This window comes from Photorhabdus akhurstii (genome assembly GCF_018448925.1).
Lineage (GTDB): Bacteria > Pseudomonadota > Gammaproteobacteria > Enterobacterales > Enterobacteriaceae > Photorhabdus > Photorhabdus akhurstii.
Map to the genome: position 1 here is coordinate 209,105 of NZ_RCWE01000001.1, position 16,130 is coordinate 225,234.

16 protein-coding genes and 2 pseudogenes are annotated in these 16,130 nt (G+C 43.6%); 3 read left to right on the plus strand and 15 right to left on the minus strand.

Annotated elements, in window-relative coordinates; genetic code table 11:
* Nucleotides 1–8 precede the first annotated feature (8 nt).
* The 15 genes and pseudogenes from EAE93_RS00895 to EAE93_RS25455 form a co-directional block, all read right to left on the minus strand.
* Complete coding sequence (locus EAE93_RS00895; RefSeq protein ID WP_214038880.1) at nucleotides 9–425, minus strand: hypothetical protein; 417 nt, start codon at nucleotides 423–425, stop codon at nucleotides 9–11.
* Entirely contained in the window at nucleotides 422–973 is a 552-nt protein-coding gene (locus tag EAE93_RS00900) for a GPW/gp25 family protein (RefSeq protein WP_214038881.1), read from the minus strand. Before EAE93_RS00900 ends, EAE93_RS00895 begins: the two co-directional genes overlap by 4 nt.
* Before the next feature lie 12 nt (nucleotides 974–985).
* Nucleotides 986–2,587 carry a phage baseplate assembly protein V gene (locus EAE93_RS00905; RefSeq protein WP_214038882.1) on the minus strand — a complete coding sequence of 534 codons (1,602 nt, stop codon included), beginning with the start codon at nucleotides 2,585–2,587 and terminating at the stop codon, nucleotides 986–988.
* Nucleotides 2,584–3,267 (minus strand): CIS tube protein, encoded by a 684-nt coding sequence (locus EAE93_RS00910; protein ID WP_110086771.1) that lies wholly within the window; start codon nucleotides 3,265–3,267, stop codon nucleotides 2,584–2,586. Before EAE93_RS00910 ends, EAE93_RS00905 begins: the two co-directional genes overlap by 4 nt.
* A complete protein-coding gene (locus EAE93_RS00915) occupies nucleotides 3,254–3,433 on the minus strand; it encodes a DUF5908 family protein (protein WP_214038883.1) in 180 nt (59 codons plus the stop codon). Before EAE93_RS00915 ends, EAE93_RS00910 begins: the two co-directional genes overlap by 14 nt.
* Nucleotides 3,430–3,888 (minus strand): phage tail protein, encoded by a 459-nt coding sequence (locus EAE93_RS00920; RefSeq protein WP_214038884.1) that lies wholly within the window; start codon nucleotides 3,886–3,888, stop codon nucleotides 3,430–3,432. The genes EAE93_RS00915 and EAE93_RS00920 overlap by 4 nt, the downstream gene beginning before the upstream one ends.
* A gap of 13 nt (nucleotides 3,889–3,901) precedes the next feature.
* Nucleotides 3,902–5,107: a phage tail sheath family protein gene (locus tag EAE93_RS00925; protein ID WP_214038885.1), complete on the minus strand. Its 1,206-nt coding sequence runs from the start codon at nucleotides 5,105–5,107 to the stop codon at nucleotides 3,902–3,904.
* A 48-nt stretch (nucleotides 5,108–5,155) separates the two neighbouring features.
* Nucleotides 5,156–6,148: pseudogene (locus EAE93_RS25255) on the minus strand (phage tail sheath family protein); the annotation flags it as partial.
* Between the two features lie 79 nt (nucleotides 6,149–6,227).
* Nucleotides 6,228–6,656 (minus strand): IS200/IS605 family transposase, encoded by a 429-nt coding sequence (gene tnpA / locus EAE93_RS00935; RefSeq protein ID WP_040154654.1) that lies wholly within the window; start codon nucleotides 6,654–6,656, stop codon nucleotides 6,228–6,230.
* Nucleotides 6,657–6,724: 68 nt separating this feature from the next.
* Nucleotides 6,725–7,141 (minus strand): hypothetical protein, encoded by a 417-nt coding sequence (locus EAE93_RS24245; protein WP_250150833.1) that lies wholly within the window; start codon nucleotides 7,139–7,141, stop codon nucleotides 6,725–6,727.
* A gap of 11 nt (nucleotides 7,142–7,152) precedes the next feature.
* Nucleotides 7,153–8,232 (minus strand): phage tail sheath family protein, encoded by a 1,080-nt coding sequence (locus tag EAE93_RS00945; RefSeq protein WP_214038886.1) that lies wholly within the window; start codon nucleotides 8,230–8,232, stop codon nucleotides 7,153–7,155.
* Between the two features lie 53 nt (nucleotides 8,233–8,285).
* A complete protein-coding gene (locus EAE93_RS00950; RefSeq protein ID WP_110090354.1) occupies nucleotides 8,286–8,735 on the minus strand; it encodes a phage tail protein in 450 nt (149 codons plus the stop codon).
* Nucleotides 8,736–9,395: 660 nt separating this feature from the next.
* Entirely contained in the window at nucleotides 9,396–10,310 is a 915-nt protein-coding gene (locus tag EAE93_RS00955) for an Rpn family recombination-promoting nuclease/putative transposase (protein ID WP_214038887.1), read from the minus strand.
* Nucleotides 10,311–10,877: 567 nt separating this feature from the next.
* Complete coding sequence (locus tag EAE93_RS00960) at nucleotides 10,878–11,336, minus strand: tail fiber protein (RefSeq protein ID WP_036778931.1); 459 nt, start codon at nucleotides 11,334–11,336, stop codon at nucleotides 10,878–10,880.
* A 343-nt stretch (nucleotides 11,337–11,679) separates the two neighbouring features.
* Nucleotides 11,680–12,099: pseudogene (locus EAE93_RS25455) on the minus strand (IS30 family transposase); the annotation flags it as partial.
* A gap of 779 nt (nucleotides 12,100–12,878) precedes the next feature.
* Between EAE93_RS25455 and EAE93_RS00970 the strand changes: the two are divergent.
* The 3 genes from EAE93_RS00970 (at nucleotide 12,879) to pilV (ending at nucleotide 16,112) form a co-directional block, all read left to right on the plus strand.
* Nucleotides 12,879–13,445: a type 4 pilus major pilin gene (locus tag EAE93_RS00970; RefSeq protein ID WP_214038888.1), complete on the plus strand. Its 567-nt coding sequence runs from the start codon at nucleotides 12,879–12,881 to the stop codon at nucleotides 13,443–13,445.
* A gap of 174 nt (nucleotides 13,446–13,619) precedes the next feature.
* The gene (locus tag EAE93_RS00975; protein ID WP_214038889.1) at nucleotides 13,620–14,417 is read left to right on the plus strand and encodes a prepilin peptidase; all 798 of its coding nucleotides are present in this window, start codon (nucleotides 13,620–13,622) and stop codon (nucleotides 14,415–14,417) included.
* A 108-nt stretch (nucleotides 14,418–14,525) separates the two neighbouring features.
* On the plus strand, nucleotides 14,526–16,112 hold the full coding sequence (pilV, locus tag EAE93_RS00980; protein WP_214038890.1) for a shufflon system plasmid conjugative transfer pilus tip adhesin PilV: 1,587 nt from the start codon (nucleotides 14,526–14,528) through the stop codon (nucleotides 16,110–16,112).
* Nucleotides 16,113–16,130 lie beyond the last annotated feature (18 nt).

Sequence of the window (16,130 nt, forward strand, 5' to 3'; positions counted from 1 at the left end):
GAGGTTATTTATCCGGCAGTGACCGCATATTGGCTGGCAATAAAACGGCCTTTGCCCATACTGGGGGCTGTCACATCCGGGCCGCTCGATGGATTATTGGCCGGTTGTGACGGGGTAAAACGGGCGATAAATTGTTGCCCGACCACAATTACCGTGGCAGGGCTACGGCAGAAGTTTACCTGCTGGCTGGCATCCAATTGAGCAATAGTGACCATTCCCATGCCGGGGACCGGGTGGCTCGGGGTAATATATTGCGCCTGAAACTGGACCTTTTTTTCATCACCTACTATGACGATTTTTTTGCCTTGGATTTGCGCGTGTCCGCTACCGCGGATGGTCGCTGGCCCCAAAATGGTGACTTGCCGATTGCCAAATAAGGGTTCGAACAGCAAAGTGTCGCCATCCACCACCAGTTGTTTGCTCATAGACTCACCTGTACTCGGCCTTCATTAACTTCAAGGGCGCCTTCAATCTGCTGGCTGATTTCGCTGCCTCGCAGGGTGTAAGTGACCTGAATATGCAGGGTGTTAGGGACGTCTGTTCTTTGGTTTACTTGGATCTCGTTGATATCGGCGCGGGGTTCATAACGCAATACCCGTTCTTCAATCCGAGTCTGAATTTCTGCCATCATTTCGTCACGGATATTGGCGAACAGATAATCACTCAGGCCGCAACCATAATTTTCACGCATAATCCGTTCGCCGGGTTCGGTAAGAAAAAGAATTTTCATATTTTGACGAACGTTTTCCGCCCCTTCCGCCATTGTGACGCCGGTTGCTATTTCAGGATGCGCACTATATTTATATGTACTATATTTATACGTACTATCTTTAATAGAAAAATTTTTAATAGAAAATTGCGGCGGAAAGGCCCAACCCCGACCATAAATGTCGGCTAATACTTTTTCGGTTAATGCTGTTTCGGTTAATACTTTTTCGGTTAATGCTTTATTGGCTAATGCTTTGTTTGTCATCTCATTACCTTATTATTGGGTTAAGTTAATCTTCGAGCCTTTAATATCAACCCCAGATTTCCCGGAAGCGGACAGCGATTTTTCGGCCGCTATTTTAATTTCTTGAGCATGGGTAATAAGATTCTTAGCGGAATTAAGTGTGATATCTTTATCCTGTTGCAAAGATAAGGTATTTTTCCCGCTATTTAATGCGAGGGTATTCTCTTTATTATCGAAGATTAATGCCTGTTGATTTTCCCCTTGTTTAATCACTAAGGTTTTCATTTGATTTTTTTCACTCGGTTCTAATGGTGCTTTGTTTTTCGGGTTATGCATCGAGCCTAATATCACCGGGAAGCGAGGATCACATTCAAAGAAGCCGATAATCACCTCATCTCCCGGTTCCGGGTAAAAGCAGAAGCCGCTTTCATGACTGGCGTAAGGTTTACCCAAACGGGCAAACAGGGTGCCGTTGGTTAAGTTTAACGCCGGTATGTTGACCGGAATACGGTCCAATGATTGGCTATCTCGTTGATATTTTTCCACGATCCCGACATGTAACTCTTTCGTCTGCGGTATAACTTGCTCGGTTTCCGGTAATAGCCCCAGAGTTAGCCGAGTGCGCCAGCCTTGTCGCTGAGTAATGGTGTGACTGACGCCGGTGATAATCGCTTGACCATCCATCCCTTGACCAAAGCCGCTTAATGCTAGCACATCGCCTGCTTGATAACGGTTATCTCCTTCGACCTCAAAATTCCCGGAGACGTTATGACTGCGGCGGTTATTTAGTATGCCTTGAGCAAGCTGTTTGGCCTGTTCATTGTCCAACGGATAGCTGAAAACCCATTGCCATTGTTGGCTGGTTAATGATGTCAGGTTGTCTATGGCGAGTTGATTGTGACCCAGGCCGCTGCTTTTTGCCTGATGGGCTGGAGACAGTTTTTGTTGAGCGATATCCCAAGATTGCACATTCACGGTTTTGGGGCTGCGTTGGTTATCCCATTGCAGATTCGCTTCAAATAACACGATATCCTGATGGTTGGCTCGCTGGTGGATGGTATGTATAGTTGACCGATTCAGTGATTCCGGGACGACTAGCGTCACGCTGTCGTTGCCGGGCAGCAGCCAGATATGAGTCGCGAGTAGCCGATTTTTTAGAAAAGCCCAGTCATTACAGCGAAACTGTACCATTTGCTCATGCACGGTTTTAAGCTGAGGCGCTGGTTTTATGGTGACAGGGATACCCGCTTGGCTAAACAACTTCTTGATAATCGCCTCATCACTCTGTTTGTTGAACAGTTGCGAGTGGAAGTTGTGAGTTAATTTTTGCAATGGATGCTTGGCGATCAGAGTAATAATGCTGTCCTGACCTTTCAGCCCTAATGTTTGTCGAACGATGATCCCCTTAAACAGCACAGTTTTTTCTATCTGCACGCTAAGTTCGTGACTCGGGCGGCAACTTGCCAGTTCAGCTTGCGCTTTGGCATCAAAGATATGACTGGCATCACCGGCGATCCCCAGCGTGATGTTGGCCGAGGGGATGCCATTAATATGATGGTTTACTGTCAGGCTGATAACCGTAAAGTGGTTAAGCGTTTTACCGCCTATCTCGAGTGTTATCACAGGTATCTTCATGCATCCCTCTTGGCTTGCAGGGTTTGTCCGGGGGTGAAATCGTCGAGATTATCCAGTCCGTTTTGCCAAGCCAGCGAGAGATAATCAATCCCGCCTGCCAAAGAAGCTCCGGCGCCTAAGGCAATCAACGGCAGGGAGAGCATATCGGTTACGTTAACCGCAGTAGACGGGGGTGATTTTAATTGCTGTTCGGTAGCTTGAATCACAAAGCTTTCATCTGCCGCCAGAGATAGGGTAGCGCTGGCCCGCAATGGCGTGGCGTCCCGGTCAAATAGGGTGTAACTGATGCTAAGGCCGCTAGCACGGCAAGCAAAATAGCCTTTGTTCTCCCAACGCATTTTGCCCCATTTGATTTTCAGGAAGTGGGGAACGTGAGTACTGGCATCCACGGCACACAAGGCTTTTAGCGTTGCCAATTGGGTTTCTACCGGGGTGTTGTTGCCGGGCATGGCGGCGTCAAATAACAGAACTAATGACAGGCCAGCCGGTTGGGATAATACATAGCGGCTGCTTTGGCTGGTGCTGTTAATGCTTTCATCTTGCTGATAACGGGTTTGATAATCGAGCTGGATGGCATCGGGGTTATACATTGCCTGTAAACTGCCTACCGAGATTTTCCCTTCCCGATCCTTGAAAGCGGTGAGAGTGAGTCTGGACAGGCTGCGTTCAATTAAGCTCATAATGACCTCCTGCTTCACGCAATGCGTCTAATACTTCCCGTTTCACTATCTCAATCAGGCGGGCATTATCCAGCGTTTCCTGCGCCAGTGTGCGCGGCGCGACCGGGTGACTGGCTGAATCGGTGACTTTGGCCTGAATAATCAGCTCTTTAATTTCGACGGTCATGCTTTCACTCCTAACCAGCGCATATCCTGATAACGTAATTCCAGCGCATTCACCAGAACCGTATTGCTATTGGCATCAAGGTCGCCGGTGGACCAGCGAACTGGCAGGGCGTTACTTAATGTCCAGCTCGCTACGGGAACTGAATGTTCATTCAGTAGTATGATAACCACATCGGCATACACTGCTTTCTCGCCGCGCAGGACGCGATCAAACACCCAAGTCAGCGGCGTGACGGTCATAACGCCACGTTCCAGAACCAAATTGCCGTGCTGGATCTTCTCCGCTAGCCAAACGTTTCTGGCATTTTCTCCGCCCTGACTGTGTTGAGTGGTTTGCAATTCACGGCTAAGTCCTGATATACGTTGGAAAGCAATGTCGAGTGGGCTAGGGATATTGTTAAACAGAAAACTGGCGATAAAACGGTGTGACACCGACGGGGTGGATAAATTGTTCATATTTTGCCCCTGTTTAATGGGTGAGTCCGGTACGGGTATCAAATGTCAGATTCAACTCGATAAATTCCGCTGGAATGAGCAGCGCCAGTTTGATCTTGATGATCATTTTCCCGGCTCGCAGATCCGCTTCGCTCATCGATTCGTCAACTCCCAGCAACACCTCGAAAGCTTGATCTTCCTGAGTGCCCCGCAGTCCGCCATTTAGCCATAATTGGCGTAGCCAGTTGTAAGCCTGACCTTTGAACTTCATCCAGGTGATGGCGTTATTCGGTTCAAAAACAAAGGCCCGGCCCAATTGAGCCATATGGGCTTCGATATAGGAAACCAGACGGCGAGTCTGGATATAGCGCCAAGGAGAGTCGGGGGTACAGTCCAGCGTGCGGCATCCCCAGATCTTTATCCCTTTGCCGGGAAAGCTGCGAACCAGATTCAACGAAGTACCGTTCTGATTAAACAGATCATCGGCTTCAATATGAGAGCGTATTGGGCTTATCACCTTGGCTAACGCGACGTTCGCGGGGGCATGCCAGACCGCCATTTGGTTATCGTTACGCTGAATGACGGCGGCCACTGCGGCGGTTGGTGAAAGTACAATCGGTTGACCTTGTTCCTGATAGGCGCTTTTTAGTCGCGGCCAGTATACCGCGCCCCATTGCCGATCACTGGAAGAGAGCTGCGTTAGACATTCAGCGGCCAGTGCGGGATCATCGGGGGCATCCAGCAATCCCATGATGCCGCGTCGGCACCGGCAGAGGTTAAGTACTGATTGCCAAAATTGTAGCCAGAGCTGAATCTTGTCGTATTGATCGATTTCTGAATCGGGAGCATCCATTTGATTCAGATAGACAATATCGGGGACCACAATCAGCGTGATAGCACTCTGTGCCGAAATCGCTTGTTTAACCCAATCTTGCTGTAGCGTTGTGGTCAATGATTGAAAATTGCCTTGTGGTTTATCAGAACCTAGCGACAGTACATAAGCTTGCTGGCCTCCGTTGTCAAAAAAGTGGCGCACGGAGTAGTACATTAATCCTGTTTTTTTAAACGACCGAGTAAAATCGGCCAGACTATTTAGCTTGGTGGAGGTTTTATCACTGACATGGCTATTTTCAGTCGGTTGAGTATAGCCGATAAAAACCGGGATACCGACAAATGCCTCGTCTTGTTGCTGGGATATCAGGTTCTCCGTGATGGTGACGCCGGGTTGTTTTATTTCCATTCTCGGTTCCTCAATAGAACAGGCGCAGCGAACCGCGCCTCAGTACGGTTACTGTGTTACATTTTGCGAAAATTGCAGGATGATAAATTCAGCCGGACGAACCGCCGCCATGCCAACCTTAACCACTATTTTGCCTTGTTTAATATCGTCATCGGACATGGTGACACTTTGACCAATCTGGACAAAATAGGCTTCCTGCGGGCTATTACCGGCCAGCGCTCCTTGTTGCCAGAGTTGATGGAGATAGTTGTCAATGGCTGACCGAACCCGTTCCCAAGTGGGATGACTGTTGGGTTCAAAAACGGCAATTCGCATGGCTTGTTTGATATCCCGTTCTGCCGCATTAAAGAGACGCCGAACCGGGATGTAGCGCCAGTTGTCATCATCTTGCAGAGTACGCGCGCCCCAGACGACAAATCCTTTGTTGCTGAAATAACGGATAGCATTGATGCCTTTTTGATTCATAGTGCTTTGTTCATTGTCGCTGAGTCGATCCGCGACATCGCTAATTCCGCTGAGAACAACATTCGCTGGTGCTTTCCAGACGCCCCGACGAGCATCGGTAGCACAGTACACGCCTGCCATGATTGCACTGGCAGGAATGAGTTTTTTGTTATCTGCAATTTTTTGTTTTATTGCCTTGATAACTTGTGCATAGAGTTTTGAGTTCTGCTTTTTGAGTTCCGCCAGATGGGTAACTTTTTCATCCTGATAACCTGAAATCGAGATGTTATTCTCCTCTACCTGAATAAGTTGTGAGACTTTAACAGCGGGATAATAAGTCGCGGTTTGTGATTGCAGGCTCACATTGAGTGCGGTTTCTTTATCCTGATTATCAGTGATAAGGAAATAGCCCTCATTTAATAATGAAGATGTCAGACTGTTATATATTTTGTTCTGGTAATTAGAATCTTGTTCAGGGCAGACGATTAAGGTAATTTCTAAAGCCTGCTTAATTAACTCAGGAATTAATGCCAGCGTGTGAGAATCTTCTGAATCAGGAATTGGCAGGATATAACAAGGTCCGCCACCATTTTGGAACTCAACAACCACCGACTAAAGTCGGTGGGTTAGTGATTAACGGACTGAAAGTCCGGATACGCATCGGCTGAACGATGCGTCAATTGTCCATCCTGAAGTTATCATCCGGGTTTGGTTCAAAATGATGCTCCAGATAAGCCTTTATCATCTCTTCCGTTAACTGACCCACCGTCGCACAAAAATAGCCTCTGCCCCAAAAATGCTGACCCCAGTAGCGTTTCTTTAGATGCGAAAACTCTTCAAACAACTTACTCGCTGTCCTTCCCTTCAGTCTCCTCATGATTTCTGAGGGAGATAATGTCGGGGGACTACTCACCAGTATGTGAACATGATCTTTGCTCACGACCCCTTTTAATATCCTGATTTCAAATGCTTCACATGTCTGACGAACTAATTCGCGCACCCGTATTGCTACTTCACCTATCAGCACTTTGTGCCTGTATTTCGTTACCCACACAAAATGGTATTCAATCTGAAATACTGTGTGACTACCGTATCTGTAATCCATGTTGCACCTCCCATGCAACACAGTATCTCAGCTAAAGCTGACCGACTAAAGTCGGTGGTTTTAACCTTTCATATGGAAGAATAAAGTTTTAAAGCGTCACTGCTTGTTGTGTAGGTGACGGTAGTTACATCGTAAGAGTCACTGTTATTTTTATCGTTTGTATCAAGCGTAATATTTTGGGCGGCAAAATTTTTTACATTATCTTTGGCTTTTGTATTGCCTTCGTTTTTCTCAGGATGGGAAGGAGCAGGTGGTGGAGTAGGTTTCGTTAATTTGACTGCTACCGACGTAATACAGCCCACATGAAACTGATTAGTAAAATCCAACCAGCTACTCACGCGCGTCACTTGTGGCGTTGCGCTGATTTTTTTCGGCGAGAAACGACCAATAAAAACCGGGATTGCCGTGTTCCCTTGGCTAACGGAGAGAGCCAGTGATGTATCTTCTTCAATATAGACGCCGGGATAAGTTGGTGTTGTTGGCATGTTGCCTCCGATTATTGAGCGATATTCTGCGTAAACTGCAAGATAATAAACTCGGCTGGCCGAACTGCCGCCAGACCCACTTTGACAATCATTTTGCCCTGCTTGATATCGTCATCGGTCATGGTGAGACCTTTGCCGATCTGGACGAAGTAGGCTTGCTCGGCTTTATTACCCATCAACCCGCCTTGCTGCCACAGGGTATGGAGATAGTTATCGATAGCGCGGTGGACCGCTTTCCAAGTAGGTTGGCTGTTGGGTTCGAAGACGGCGAAACTCATGGCATTTTTAATATCCCGTTCCGCGCTGTTAAACAGACGACGAACCGGGATATAACGCCAGTTATCGCTGTCATCAAGTGTACGAGCGCCCCAAACCAGCGTACCGCTCTTAGGAAAGGTACGAATCATATTCAGTGCCTTGCCTTGGTTATATTGCGTTTGCAGATCATCGGTTACTGGGTATTTAGGTTGTAATCCCCCTTGAATAGGAACGTTAGCGGGCGCTTTCCAGACCCCTTGGCTGTTATCGACACTGGCATAAATACCGGCCATAACCGCACTGGGCGGAATATCAACGGCGGTTTTATTTTCTCCCCATTCAGCGGTTAGCCAGGGGTAATAAACTGCACCATAAGCGGTAGGGGAATAAGGCTTGAGGACTTTTTCTGGTTCTTTTATGTCGGTATCACTTTGTGGGCCGTCAAAAATGGCAAATAACCCTTTGCCCGGCTGACAAAGTGTACTTACTGCATCTTTAATTTCTTCTCCGGCAGCAATCAGCAATGTTACATCGTCAAGTTTTGGCACTTGTTTTTCTAAGTCTTCGGTTTTGACGAGATAGCAATATCCACCGCCGTTAATAAAATAGGCACGTAGTGAAACGTCAAGGATATTCTTGGGATTAAATGATTCACCTTTTCGTGTCAAATAGTCCATCCAACTACTAACACGAATATAGGGTTTATCTGATCTTAATAAATTGTTATTTGCAACAGCGAAGACCGGCACTGCCGTTGCACTGGAACGAACGGAGAGTGCGGGTGAGGCGTCCTCTTCAATATAAACGCCGGGATAGGTTGGTACCGTTGGCATGTAGCCTCCAATTATTATGCAATATTCTGAGTAAACAGCTTGATAAATGAGTCTTAAGCTGCCTGAATGGCGACTCGATCCGCGGTCAAGGTAATTTCCTGCACGGCGACTTCGTTGCTGGCGGCATCAAAAGAGGGGGCGGTTAATGAGGTTGGGAAAGCATTTACCACGCTCCAGGTCATCAAAATTTCAGTACCGGCTTCGTTGGTTAAACTAATTGAAATATCTTTTTTCTCGACCTGATTAAGTTGAATAGAATTAATCCAATCAAAAAGTTTAGTATCACCGGAGAAGACGCCTTTACGCAGGGTAATATTGATCGCCTGACGTTGACCGGGCATTTTATAATAATTGCCTGTACCATCTTTATATTCGATGACGTCATGAGAAATATCTAGCCCGGAAACGTTATTAAAGGCGACTTTTTCATCACCGATTGAAACAACAAAACGGTAAGTAGGAATAGGATATTCAACAGCAATTTGTTCAGAAGTTGTAGGCATAATTTTTCCTTAATGAGTTATTTACGTTTAAAAGATAAACAGAGCGTTGTTGCTTTGTTTTTATTAACACTGAGGTTTTGATTAGCACTGAGCTATGGCTATAGCTACCGCAGCAACCTGCCTTGTGGCGGTTATTATTTATGCTGAAAAAATTTACTTCGAGATTATTTAGTTCGAATTTAATAAAGCGGCATGATTATAAGTAATGAATCTTTAGAGGGAATATTAATTAATAGTGCGTGATAATTATTAATTGGTATGGAAAAGGGTACCCATTTTGGGTATTGGTGCGGTTTTATTTGGCTTTAGGGGTAAGGAAATTATGAATGGAGAATTATTTTCTGTTTTGTCGATCAATTGAGGATAAAAAGAATTAGTAAATGAAGATCGTGTTGAGCCTATGATTTGCTTTTTTCGAAGGATAAATGAAACACAAGGGGATCAACCATAAGCCCTTCATTAATTCAAGGATTTATACCCGTTATCTTTCAAGTTGCCTCTTTGTTGGCTGTATTCACTCACCCCGGTCGCAGAGTTATCTATGCTCCCGGGGATTCGCGCTCTTGCTGCCGCGATGCGTCTTGAAATCCATAGGGTATAAATAAGAACAAAAATGCCGATCTTGAATATCGGCATTTTACTGTAAAAGAGAAGATTAATTTAATGCTTTAACGCTTCAATTTTATCCCGGCTCAGTCCGGTACTGGTGACAATAATGTCTAAACTCACGCCATGCCGTAATAAAGCGCGAGCCGTTTCCACTTTACCTTCCTCCCGGCCTTCCTCTCTACCTTGCTTGATACCTCGCTCAAGCCCTTTTTGTTCAAGCTGTTCTGCAATAGTCATCAACATCGTTTCATGCTCCGGAGATTGTTCAATCAGTTGATGGACAAATTGGGAGAGATCCGGCGTATGCCCATTCAGTAAAATATAGCGTAACACCACATTGCGCTGCTCGGTTGTATTATACCCTGCATTCAAGAGTTCCACCAATTGGAGGAGCCATTCCTGCATATCCCGGCAGCGAATATGTTTTTGCACCAGTTCCATCAGAGCTACGCTTTTATGTGTCAGGATTTCTTCATCGCTGAGCACACTGACGTCCACCAACGGAAACGCCTGACGGTATAAGCGAGCCGCCTGTTCGGGGAGCGTAAAACAATCCAGCCACCGGTTTGAGTAAGGATACGGCCGAATCTCGCCATGATAAAACAGCAGCGGCGCCACCAAAGGGAGTTCGGTATGGCCTTTTTTCAGGTGGGCCGCCATCGCTAACATAGCATAATACATCAGCCGCCAGGCCATCAGCGGGTCAGGAGTGGACTGATGTTCAATCAGACAATAGATATAGCCCTGTCCCCGGGCTGTTTCAACCGAGTAGAGCACATCACTGTGCAGTTGACGTAAATCCCGGTCCACAAAACTGCCGGATTCCAGTTTCAATGTGGCTAAATCACACAACAACTGGATCTCTTCGGGCAGATAAAGGGATAAAAATTCCCTGGCCGTTTCGGGCTGCGTTAAAAAATGCTTGAATAACGCGTCATGGTGAGGCCGTTTTTCTTTCTTTGCCACAATCTGTTTCTCTGTCTTATCAGGTAGTCATTACCACTCATTGCCAAGGTATAGTGTTTCTACCAAGTTACAAAAAACATTGTCTCAGATTTCCTCAGGCAAATCTTTACCGAATGAATTAATAGAAGAGCCTAAAGAATAAAATATCAGAAAAGGACAAACGAGAAAAAATATTATATTTACAACAACTACTTTATGAAAGCCATTCATTTCAATCAGTTTTTAACTTGCATTCGCATAATAATAATTCCTCCTCATCAAAATATCGATTACTTATATTTTCGTTAAAGAGGTATGGTTATGAAGATTTAGAGGAGGCAAGCTCCTCTCTGGTTGTTAATTAATAGATGATTTAAATCTATATTTGTGGAATAGAGTTAAAGCTTCATAATAAAGGCCAATAAATAATAAGGTGGAATTACATCAATGTTATGATAATGTTCAGGAGATGATGCTGTTGCTTGGTGATTATGCCCCTGTCCTCCTCCTGTATATGATGTGTAGGCATAATAATTAAGTCCTTGTGAAGGATTTTTCCATATTGGACTATCTGAGATATCGTAGGGATTATTTATTTGATATTTGATATTTGGTTTTGGTATCACTGGCGTTACCATAGTTCATTCCATACGAGTTCCAATAAGACATACCGCCAATATGTTTGTGACTAGGTATTTGTGACTCTGTTAATACTGTGTCTTGTACCATGACATTGACTGAAACTGTAATTGGTGTTGTGCTTTTGAAAAAGGTTTTTTCATCGAAGCTGCCACTGGCTTTACTACTATATCCTTTATCATAAAAACTATCCCCGCACATTACAAAACGGCTTCTTAAATCTGGTGTTCCATTATTACCATCACAAAAAGCCCATCCAGAAGGAGCGCTATCACCAGAGAACATCACAATTATTCCTCTGGGAAATATTTTGTTGGGGTCAATATTGACATTGTTTGTATCTGTTAAAATATTTTCTGGTTTAATATTAGTGTCTTCTATATCGGATTGGTTATGTTTTCTTTTCATATTTATCACCATATATAGTATTGAGTTATTATATAATAACTTATGGTTAATTTAATAATGAGGTAAGTGTTTATTAACTTTTATAATATATTAATCCGCCAGTTGTTTATAGATAATCTTTCCTCTATATTTGTCATTTATGGATTGCAGTTGAATATCATTAATTCGTGTTTTTTAATTATTATTAAAAAAATATTTTTTTGAGATAACTATCAGTGCATATAATGATCTTTTCATTTTTTTATAATTTGCTGAAAAAGTTTAACTTATTAGTCTAATATACATAAGGATTTTATGTTGAAATTAAATTATCACTTGGATTCACATAATAAGTGCAATATCGTTAATCCATAAGTAAATATGTTCGTACTCCCTTAAATAATTCATTCGGTGTTTCTTCTGTGTTTTTCGGGGATATTATTTAATCGGTTTGCCACAAAATTTATTTCCATAGTAGAGGACTTATTAAAATCGGTTCCCTTTGGAAAGTATTGCCTAATTAACCCATTGATATTCTCATAGATCCCTCTTTTCCAAGGCGAGTAAGGATGGAAAAGTATATTTTGGTTGCTAATTTTTTACCAATGATTTCATGATTTGTGAATTCCAAACTATTATCGAATTTTATGATTTTAACCCGTTGTTTTAATAGGTATAATACTTTTACTGCCGTTTTAGATGCTTCTAATGCCTGCCTGTTATCAAGTTTAATAATAATTGTATACAACGTCTTGTGGTCAACCAAGGTTAATAAGGCACTTTTTTATTTTATAGTTATCATTAATTGATATGGGATGCAAGATGAATTTATTAACGATGTTACATATCTACATATTTATATTGTTCTTGTAATTCAGACAAGGTAATTAATAGAGTTATTTTCTATTTGTCTGGATTAATGACTTAATTTTATATTTTTATCTGATCAACTTATGATCATTATATGTATTTCGTTCTGTTATTTAAAACATGAGATTGGTATTATTGTGCTTTAATTGAGTAGTAAATTCCCTATTCCTTTTTTACCGATTCTTCTAGCAATAAATAGCGAGCAAAAATTCGCTATCTGCATTTAAAAAACCTTGGTTAATTAAAGGCTTTTTTCTTTAACAAAGAGCACTCAGTGTTGAACACTGTTGTATGTCCCATTTTTACAAAAATGTGATCTGTGATAGGTCCGGTACAACAGGAAGTCTTAACAACAAGTTAATTTTATACATAAAAAATATTTATGTGTTATCGTTTTCAGCTAATTGGCAGAATAAAATTCATTGATTTTTTAATAGGCTATATCATCAGTTTTAATCGATATTCACGATTGAAATTAAAATATTTGATAGTTTTTGACGATCGTTTGTGTGATTTTTGAACGTTTTAAACAATTTTATTTTTCAAATTGTAATCTATAGGATTAATTTCAATATAAAACACTAAAGTGTTTTAAATGTTTTTATGTGTGTTATTATTGCGTTAATATTTTGTTTCATTTGGTGAGTATGTGAGTGGTAATGCGTCTCTTATTTTGATTTTGGAGTGATTAGCATGAATAAGAAAGTCAATGTACTACGTGGCGCTTGGCGCCAATCAGGTTTTACGCTGATTGAAGCATTGGTTGTGATGATTGTCGGCATTGTGATATTGGCCGCAGCAGCAGCCGGGATTGGTAAGTTGTTCCGGGCTTCGGAAATCTCAACTGAATCGTCGAATATTACTCAGATGGCCGCAAATTTGAAGTCAATTAAAAATGGCGCCAAAGGCTATGACAGTTTGGATAATAAGATCGCCATTAATTACAAAGTCGTTCCCGCCAATATGACTCAGGATGGTAAGACCGGGATTATTTTTAATAGTTGGAATGGCAAGGTAATCATTTCTCCGGGCGATGCCACCGCTCAAACCTTTAAGATTGAGTATCAAAATGTGCCTGATGAGGCTTGCCAGCAACTTTCGCTGAAATTGCGGGTTGCTGGTTGGTCGAAAATGGCCGTTGGGAGTGGGAAAGGGCAACAATCTGGCATAGAAATTAAACCAGATTCGACTTTGGCGCAAATTGAATCGGCATGTAATGCCAATGATGCAAATACCGTGACGCTTGTTTCTGCCAGTTAGGACATTGATTTTAAGACATGGATTGTTTTGATGTGATATGTGGCTTGGCAGGCTTGGTGAAGGCTTCTCAAGCTGCATTTTCTTAGTGATGGAAACAAGTCGGTTTCACTAGTTTTGTTGTTGTTCTCTTATCCAATGCGGTTCGTTGTGTGCTGAATCTGCCGGGAGATCATCATGATGATAGGGTGGTTGCAATCTTCTACCGGGTGTTTGGTTCTGGCATCCGGGTTGTTAGGGTTGTGTGTCGGAAGTTTTCTTAATGTGGTGATCTGCCGCTTGCCGATGATGATTTTCTCCGAAATCAATAGCAAGGCTGCCGACTTTAATCTCTGTTTTCCCCGTTCCCATTGTCCACGTTGCAGCCACGTGTTAGCGGCCCGCGATAATATTCCCCTGTTGAGCTATTTGTACCAGAAAGGGCTTTGTCGATACTGTAACGGTACGATTTCTATACGCTATCCACTGGTTGAAGGCGCGGTAGCGCTACTTTTTTCTTTACTAGCTTTGGATCTGGGGTGGAGTTACGAGTTGCTGGGGTTATTGGTGCTGAGTTCGATGTTGATCGCACTGGCGATCATTGATTTTGAACATATGCTGCTGCCCGATCAACTGACGCTTTCTTTGCTGTGGCTAGGGTTGTTGTTCAATCTGCATTCTGCCGGATTTGTGGCATTACCTTTGGCCGTCAGTGGCGCGGTTTGTGGATATCTGTTTTTCAGGCTGGTGGCGTGGATTGCCCGGCAATGGGTCCAGCGTGATGCGTTGGGAATGGGAGATGCTAAATTTCTGGCGGCGCTTGGCGCCTGGTTGGGGGTGGAAGCGCTTCCATTTATGATTTTGCTGGCAGCAAGTTTCACATTAATAAGTTATCTGGCGATTTGGAGACTACGCAGCATGAAAACGGCGCCACAGATACCTTTCGGCCCGGGTCTGGCAGTCGCGGGATTGATTATGGCGCTTTTCAATAGGTAGCCAGGCATAAGTGGGCCGCAGTGTCGTTCCCTTGGCGGGATCGCTTTTGGGGTAAATAGTTTATCGGATGGAGTAGATTTTCTTACTTACTATTAAGAAGGACTATTTATGCATGATGATGAGTCTGTATCTATATTGATGATAAGCCGCCATGATGCAGGTTTCACTTTGCTGGAAGTGACTGTCGCACTGATAGTACTGGCATCAATGATGGTGGTTGGCGTGGTTTACCTCAACAGACAGAGTGACATGCTGGTGAATCAGGTTGTCGCCGGGCAGATCCAACATCTTGGCGATGCGGTGGTGGATTATGTTAATGATAATTATGTCGCTCTAAGTCGTGGACCCACTCCGGCACCAATTAATTGGGCAGAGTTGCCCCCCTATTTACCTCCGGGGCTTGATCAGAATACGGTTAATCCGCTTGGTCAGAAATATGATGGTGTATTGCGAATTGTTATGTTGCCTAATGGCAAAAAACGCATTGATCCGTTGATTTATAGCGTTCCAGCAATGGCTAATGGAAAACAGCCTGATGTTGCTAAACATTCGATGAAGATTGCGCAATTGATTGGGGTTGGCGGCCTGTATTTGGATTATAAAAATCGGGATCATCGTAATCCGGCCACTTATTGGAATAGTTATGGTCAAGTCAATGCGCCTGGATCTTTTTCTGGTTTTTTCAATGATCAACCCAAGGAGATTGGCCGTATTTTTTATGCTCCGTTCATGCGGGATGCGTCAATCTATGGCCCGGGAACATTGGCGGGCGACTTGCTTCATCGACAAAAAATAGGCGGGCATCCAGAGTGGAATAGGATGGAAACCAGCATCAACATGGGCGGTCATAGTCTTGAGCAGGTGAATACTCTGTCGATGCAAGGCCCCGGTATGGTTAATGGTGTGAATAAGATCGCCTTTTCTGCCCGCTCTCAGGGAAACCCCTCCTATATTGAACAAAATAGCGACGGTGAAGTGGTTGTCAATCCAGAACATGGCACGTTGTTTATCCTTGATGGTAATGCTAATCCCGGTAATAAAGGGACTTTGGCTGCCGGTGATATTCATGCAGATAATAACGTCGTTGTTGGCAATAATTTAGTGATCAACACTCAAACTGGAAATCTTGTCGGTGGCAAGTGTCCTGCGTTAGGTAACCTCTCCATGAGTAAACAGGGAGAACTGTTGGTGTGTCAGGGGATTAATGTTGATAAGTCAGATTTGGAATGGAGAGATGCTAGTGGAGGCAGGCGGTTATTGGCAAATCAAGCGGTAATCAGCAGTGGTTATTGGCTTGCGTCGGGAATGTCGTCAGGAATAACAAGTAAGAGAGATGCCTATTATGTTAGCGGTGACGGCAAAGTAAACAGTCGGCGTCAGCCTTTTTTTAACAATTCAAATGCCCCTGTGTTAGTCACCGTCTCTACACCTCCGATTGCTAATAACCATCGTATGCGTTGCGTGTTGGCTGTGTATGAAGCGGATAAAAATGGCAACAGCCAAAAATCTGATTTACCGCTTGTTTTTCAACGATCTGGACTGGGGGATTATCCCGAAGAGAATTCCAAGGTAAATCTAAAGAATACAAGAATTTGCATAGTGTCATTCATTGCTGGACCACATCGCAAATATAACATTGCCAGCGTGTTCCATTCTTCCAAAAACAGTTCCCATATTTTGAGAAGTCATAACTGATGAGTAGCAGCATCTTGC